3 protein-coding genes are annotated in these 6,083 nt (G+C 58.2%); all 3 read right to left on the reverse strand.

All coding sequences use genetic code 11. The features are described from left to right. Nucleotides 1–5,267, reverse strand: a 5,267-nt coding sequence (locus B3797_RS16980) for an ATP-binding sensor histidine kinase (RefSeq protein ID WP_311791680.1), incomplete at its 3' end; no start/stop codon positions are given. Next, nucleotides 5,264–5,650: a response regulator transcription factor gene (locus B3797_RS16985; protein WP_311791681.1), complete on the reverse strand. Its 387-nt coding sequence runs from the start codon at nucleotides 5,648–5,650 to the stop codon at nucleotides 5,264–5,266. The genes B3797_RS16980 and B3797_RS16985, both read right to left, overlap by 4 nt. Nucleotides 5,651–5,694: 44 nt before the next feature. Then, the gene (locus B3797_RS16990) at nucleotides 5,695–5,949 is read right to left on the reverse strand and encodes a DUF1427 family protein (RefSeq protein WP_311791683.1); all 255 of its coding nucleotides are present in this window, start codon (nucleotides 5,947–5,949) and stop codon (nucleotides 5,695–5,697) included. Nucleotides 5,950–6,083: the final 134 nt, after the last annotated feature.

A 6,083-nucleotide genomic window follows, 5' to 3' on the forward strand; every position in this document is an offset into this window, starting at 1 on the left:
TTGATAACAAGGTTAAGCAGCACCTGCTGAATCTGTACGCTTTCACAGAAAATTTCATCATTCTCAGCGGACAGGCTCAGCTCAAGGGAGACGAACCGGCGCTCCAGCTCAAGCCGCGACAGGTTTAATATATCCCGCGCGATAGTATGCAGCCTTGCCGGAGCGAACTCCGCTGCCTGGTTACGGGTCAGCGCCTGAAGCCCGCGAATAATATCGCCCGCGCGGCGACCTTCCCGGATAATCTCCTCAATGCTCTGACTAACGTTTTCAAGCTGCGCCGGTTCGCGCTTCAGCCATCTCAGACCCGCGCCAGCGTTAGCGACAATCGACATCAGCGGCTGGTTGATCTCATGAGCGATGGAAGAGGTCAGCTGGCCCACCGTGGTGGCGCGGGCGACGCGGGCCAGATCCGCCTGGGCGATCCTGACCGCATCCTCAGACTGGCGTTGCGCGGTGATATCCGTCAGGGTGCCGAAGTACTCCGCCACTTCAGGCCAGTTATCGTTTGGTTCGCCAATGCCTTTAATGTACCGGCACTCGCCGTCATCGCGGATAATGCGAAACTCCGCCTGCATAACGACGCCCTTCTCAACGCTGGTCTCAATCAGTGCCCGCAAAGAAGCGATATCATCCGAGTGAACGCGACGCTGAAACTCCGCCATTGAGGTGGTGGTCTGCGTTTCCGGCAGCCCCATGATGCGTTTATATTCGTCGGAGATGTACTGGATGTCTGGCTCAACGTGCCAGTGCCAGGTGCCGGTATGGCTTATTTTCTCCCCCAGCATCAGCGATGTCTGGCTGGCGCGCAGCTGCTTTTCGATTTTGCGGCGCTGGTTGTTCTCATCGACCAGTTCGGCATAGAGGCGCGCAGTCTCAAGAGAGACAGCGGCCTGCGCTCCAAGCATTGATACAATCCTGGAGTGATCGGCGGTGAAGACGTCGGGCATCAGCCGGTTTTCCAGATAGAGCACGCCGACCATTTGCGCCTGCCGGAACATCGGCACGCACATGACCGCCGCGCCAGACGCCACCAGATAATTATCCTGGCTAAAGGGGCTGAACACCTCTGGCTTACCGGTGCGAATCTCCTGTCCGGTGCGGATCACCGCAGATAAAACCGAAAGCGGGAGATCGGTCGCGGTGGGGAGTTCGCTGACAATTTTAACCTTCACCCCTTCAACGGTAGTGGACGCCCTCGCCTGAATTTCCGGTATATTGCCCTCGGTCAGCCGTATCAGCATGCAGTGCTGCGCCCCTGCCCGCTCGACCAGCATCATCATCAGAATATGAATAAGGCGATCCAGATTGATCTCCTCGGTGAGCGCGCGCATCACCGTCACCATGCTCTGCAGATCGCTGCTCACCGCGCTTTGCTCAAAGGAAACGGTGCTCAGGGCAGTCTGCGTATGATGACCGGTGACAGAGGGATACTCCATCTCCAGCTGGCGCACCTTTGCGCCCGCGCCCCAGCGATCCCAGCCGGATATTGCCCCTTTGATATAGGCATCGCCTGAGAACGCCATATTTCTGGCATACGCCATACGCGCTGCCAGCTCGCACGCCAGCCCGTTGATATGATGGAACTGCCCTTCGCGCGATAAGGCGATGGCTTTTTCAAACTGTTCGGACGCCAGCGCAGCTTCTCCGTCAAGGCGCAGCAGCTCAGCGCGCAGCAGCGCCTCTTTGTCAGCGAAGGTTTTCGCGTTTTCGTTCGCCCAGGTGACGAGTTTGTCGAGATGCTGCTGCAGCTGCTGGCGTAACGCGCTGCTGATGTCCCCTGGCTTCAGCGGTATCGTCAGCGCCAGCGCGCTGTAGAGATGGAAATCCAGCATGTGCACATGGCCGGGAATATGGTCGGTAAAGGGCGCCGCATCGGCGAAGTACTGCGCGGCGCAGGCATATTCAGCGGCGAAAAAGTGCGCCATGCCTTTATAGAGCCGCGTCCAGAACTGGATCAGATACATAGGCTCAACGGCATTTTCAACCTTTACCGCCTCCAGCGTCGGAGGCAGGAAATCGCGGCCTGAAAATTCGTTTCCGCGCGGCTTACGCAGGAACTGAATATAATCCAGCTGCATGCTCAGAACGATCTCTACGTCCCGATACTGCGCCTTGCGTACAAACAGCATGCCGCGCGTAACAGAGGTATGGACAGCCTCCAGATTGTCGCCGCGGGCAAGATAGTTCATCACCATATGGCGCAGCGCTAGGCAGGCTGAGGTTCTGTCGCCGGTCTCAACCCCGACGTCAAAGGCGGCTTTTGCGCGTTCGATGGCATAGGTCAGCGGCATCGTCCAGACGCTGACCTGATCAAGCGGCAGAAGCGTGCGCGCTTTAAAGCTCACGAAATCATGTTTATAAACCAGCTCGCGCGCCAGAAGCGTGCTGGCGAATCCCCGGCTGTATTCAGCATACTGATCGCCGCACACCACGCCATACCAGGATAAGGCCAGAGTCGATGCGCCGCTCAGGCCGCGCGCCAGCGTCAGATGCAGCAGCTGGCACAGGATCATAAAGTGCAGCCGCGGATTGCTGAAGGCGGCAAAGGTGCTGGCGCTGGCCATCAGGTTCATCACCGCTTCTGTTTTTTTACAGTTAAGGAGCGGCAGCGCGCGGAAGCGGGAATAGGGGTTTTTACCGACCGCCTCTTTGAGAAGGATGCGCGCCGCATCGCACTCTATGCTGTCCGGGTAGCGGTTGAGCTGAATGCCGAATACCGCCAGCCAGGCAAGCGCGGTCTCCAGCGCGAGCTTGCTGTCTGACTGGCGCATATGAATTTCGGCGATCAGACAGGCCGCTTCAGCTTTCTCCGTTATCTCGCCGGGCGAGGCCGCGATTTCCGAACACAACGCCAGCGCGACAGCGAGGTTACCGTTAAGGAATTCGCACTCGGCTTCCTCAAGCAAAAACTCCCCCTGATCGGCACTGCCTGCGCTGTCATGAAGTAAGCGCGCGGTTCGCAGGTATCGCAGCGCCGAAAAATAATCGCCGCTGTCTTTCGCTCGCCGGCTCGCTTTCAGCAGCAGCTGACAGAAAGTATCTGCATCATGCGCCAGCAGCCCGCTGTTTTTAATCCTCAGCAGATGGTGCGCAGCCCTGAAAAGAACGGCGCTGGTGAGGTCGAGGTTCGCCTTGTGCATATAGTGCAGCGCGGCCAGATAATGGAAGGCATCCTGGTCGGCGGGTTCCAGCAGACTGAGCGCCGCCTCATGCATGCTGTCATGCATGAAAGCGTACTCCCTGCCGTTCAGCGAAATCAGCTTTGCCGCTACCGCCGGCAGAAGCGTCCGTTCAATCTCCGCTACGGCAAGATCGAGGATGCTGCTCATGGTATCCAGCTCGCCCGCGCTACCCAGAGAGGCGAATTTCCCCAGCAGATGGCGGGTCGGCAGCGGCAGCGTGGAGAGATGCTGCAACACGCTGGCCGCGACGTTTGCCGCATAGTGGCAGTTTTTAATCGCCTGGGCGTCATAGGCCCAGCGGAAGGGCGCGTTATGCGAAATAAAGCCGTCGCGCAGCGCCTGACGGAAAAAATCATGGGTTGCGAGCGGGTTGCCTGCGGTTTTTTCGTGAATAAGCTGCGCCAGATCGACCGTCTCGCCGCTCCGGGTATGAAAAAGCCCCGCCAGCCAGTTTGCCATCTTTTTTACTGAAAAAGGTTCGGGCGTGATATCCGTAATGCGGGCCGCGCAGGCCCGGACAGCCTTCAGATTCTCGGCTATCGCGGCGCAGGGTAACGAAATGCTGTCACGATGCGCGATCGCCAGCAGCAGCGGGATCTCCTCGCTCTGAGCCAGCAGGTTTTGCAGCAGCAGCAGCGTGGCGCGGTCGGCCCAGTGAACATCATCAATAAGAATAACCAGCGGACGGCCCGGCGCCGTAAAGGCTTTAACCAGACTGCATGCCACCAGGTTAAAGCGATTTCTGGCGTCAAGAGAGTGCGTATGCGGTTGAACAGCCGCTTTTTGATTGAGCAATACGCCCAGCTCAGGCACCAGATTGACCGCCAGCCCGGCATAGTCGCCCAGCAGGCAGGCGATGTGCGCCTTCCAGCGCGTCATCACGTCGGTGGGAAGACCCAGCACATGTAGCGTCAGCGTTCTGAAAGCGGCGGTAAAAACAGCGTAGGGTAAAACGGGAGAGTGGCGGTCCGCCTTAACGACGGTTATCAGGGCGTTCTTGTTCCGCAGCAGCTTAAACGACGAGGCGATCAGCGAAGATTTGCCCGCGCCCGGCGCGCCGCTTATCACCACCAGACTGTGTTTACCGCTTCTGCTGACCTCATCGAAAGCCGCCAGAATATCGGTCGCCTGTGGGTGATCCGAACAGAGCGCGTCGGATGATAAATTCGCAGCCTGGGAGTCCTGCATGCCGAGAGCAAAAGTCTCTATCTTCCCATCCGGCTTCAGCGTCGATGCGCAACGCCGCAGATCGGCCAGCACCCCTTCCGCCGTCTGGTAACGGTATTCCGGTGATTTTGCCAGCAGCCGTAAGATGATGGCGGAGAGGACAGCCGGGATCTCCTGCCGTATCAGATGAGGCGGCAGCGCTTCTGACGCAATATGGTGGTGTACCCACTCTGCGTGGCCGCCGTCGGCATTGCCGTAAGGAAGCCTGCCGGTCAGGAGTTCATACAGCACAATACCCAGGCTGTACAAATCGCTCACGCGGCTCACAGGGTGCGCCGAGCGGGAAGTATGCTCAGGCGACATATAGGCGAGCGTGCCGCCCGCGACCGGCAGGCGCGGCTGCTGGAGCAGGTCGCTGTCTACCGATGCCAGCCCGAAGCCGCCCAGACGAACGGCGCCTTCATCGCTGTAAAAAAAGTTCGCCGGTTTGATATCGCCATGCACCAGACCCTGCTGATGCATCAGGCTCAGCGTATTGCAGAGCAGCGTTGCGCTGGCGAGAAATTCGGCGATGCCGCCAGGGGATATACGGAGAATATCCGCCAGCGTACGGTAGTTAAAGGCGCTGTAAATCAGGGCGTAACGGCCCTGATAAAGCGTGTGGCTCAGAGGCTTTAACGCCCAGCGATCAGAGAGTCTGGCACGCAGCGCATACTCATTTTTCAGCAGTTGCGTAACCTGAAAAACCGACTCTTCATTGCCTGCGGTAGCCAGCACAAAGCCCTCGCCGGTAACGGCGTGGCGACACAGCAACCACTCAACGTTGCCCTCCTGCGCCAGCGGGCTAAAGGAGATATCATCTGAAAGCGTGACGGCATCGTTTTCTGCCAAATCTGACGTCTGCGGATTGATGCTCATTGGCGAGCGGCCCTCAAGGAGAACGCCTGACGGATATGTTCAAACAACGTATCAATCTCGATAGGTTTTGGCAAAAAAGCGACTGCGCCAAGATCGATGGCGTACCGCAGCATGCTGTCATCTCCGTTGCCGGAAACCAGAATACCCGGCGGACTGGAGAGCCGCCGGGTAAGATTGATGAAAAGCTCGAAACCATTCATGCCTTTCAGTTGCACATCAATGATAAACAGCGCGGCATTCGCCATTGCGCCCTCATCACCGAGAAGCGATTCTGCCGATTCAAAAGCCTGGGTGAGATAACCTTCAGACTGAAGCAAATTGGTAAGCCCATTGCGGACAGAACGTTCATCATCGACAACGACGATGCGCTGCGACAGCTGCATGCTGTTTTCCTTACGTGAAACTCAGGCCTGCGTGAGGCGCTTCCTTAGGAGGTTTTGTCACCTGAGGGCGGGGGCGTGTCGCCGATTTTATGTTGATATTCATGGCGAAACCAGTGCAGGTTAACCGGCTGACGGCTACGCACTCTTTTAACCAGCGGAATAAGGTGTTCGCCCACCTGCATGCCAAACAGCCCCAGCAGCGCAACGATCGGCGGCGCCGGTGAATGCACGCCCAGCGCGGCGTAAATCAGACCGGCCAGAATGCCGGTTGCCAGCGAAACAGAATAGGTTTTTAGCATCATCAGTTCGCCTGTTTCGCGGTCAGTGGAGGGGATGCGGGGCGTTTATCCGCGGCGGCCTGCGTCTGCTCCTTCACCGGAACGACAGCGGACGCCTCGCGGTGAAACAGCCCGCCGCCCAGAGAGCTGCCGAC

Source organism: Pantoea sp. UBA5923, assembly GCF_002431095.1.
GTDB lineage: Bacteria > Pseudomonadota > Gammaproteobacteria > Enterobacterales > Enterobacteriaceae > Pantoea > Pantoea piersonii.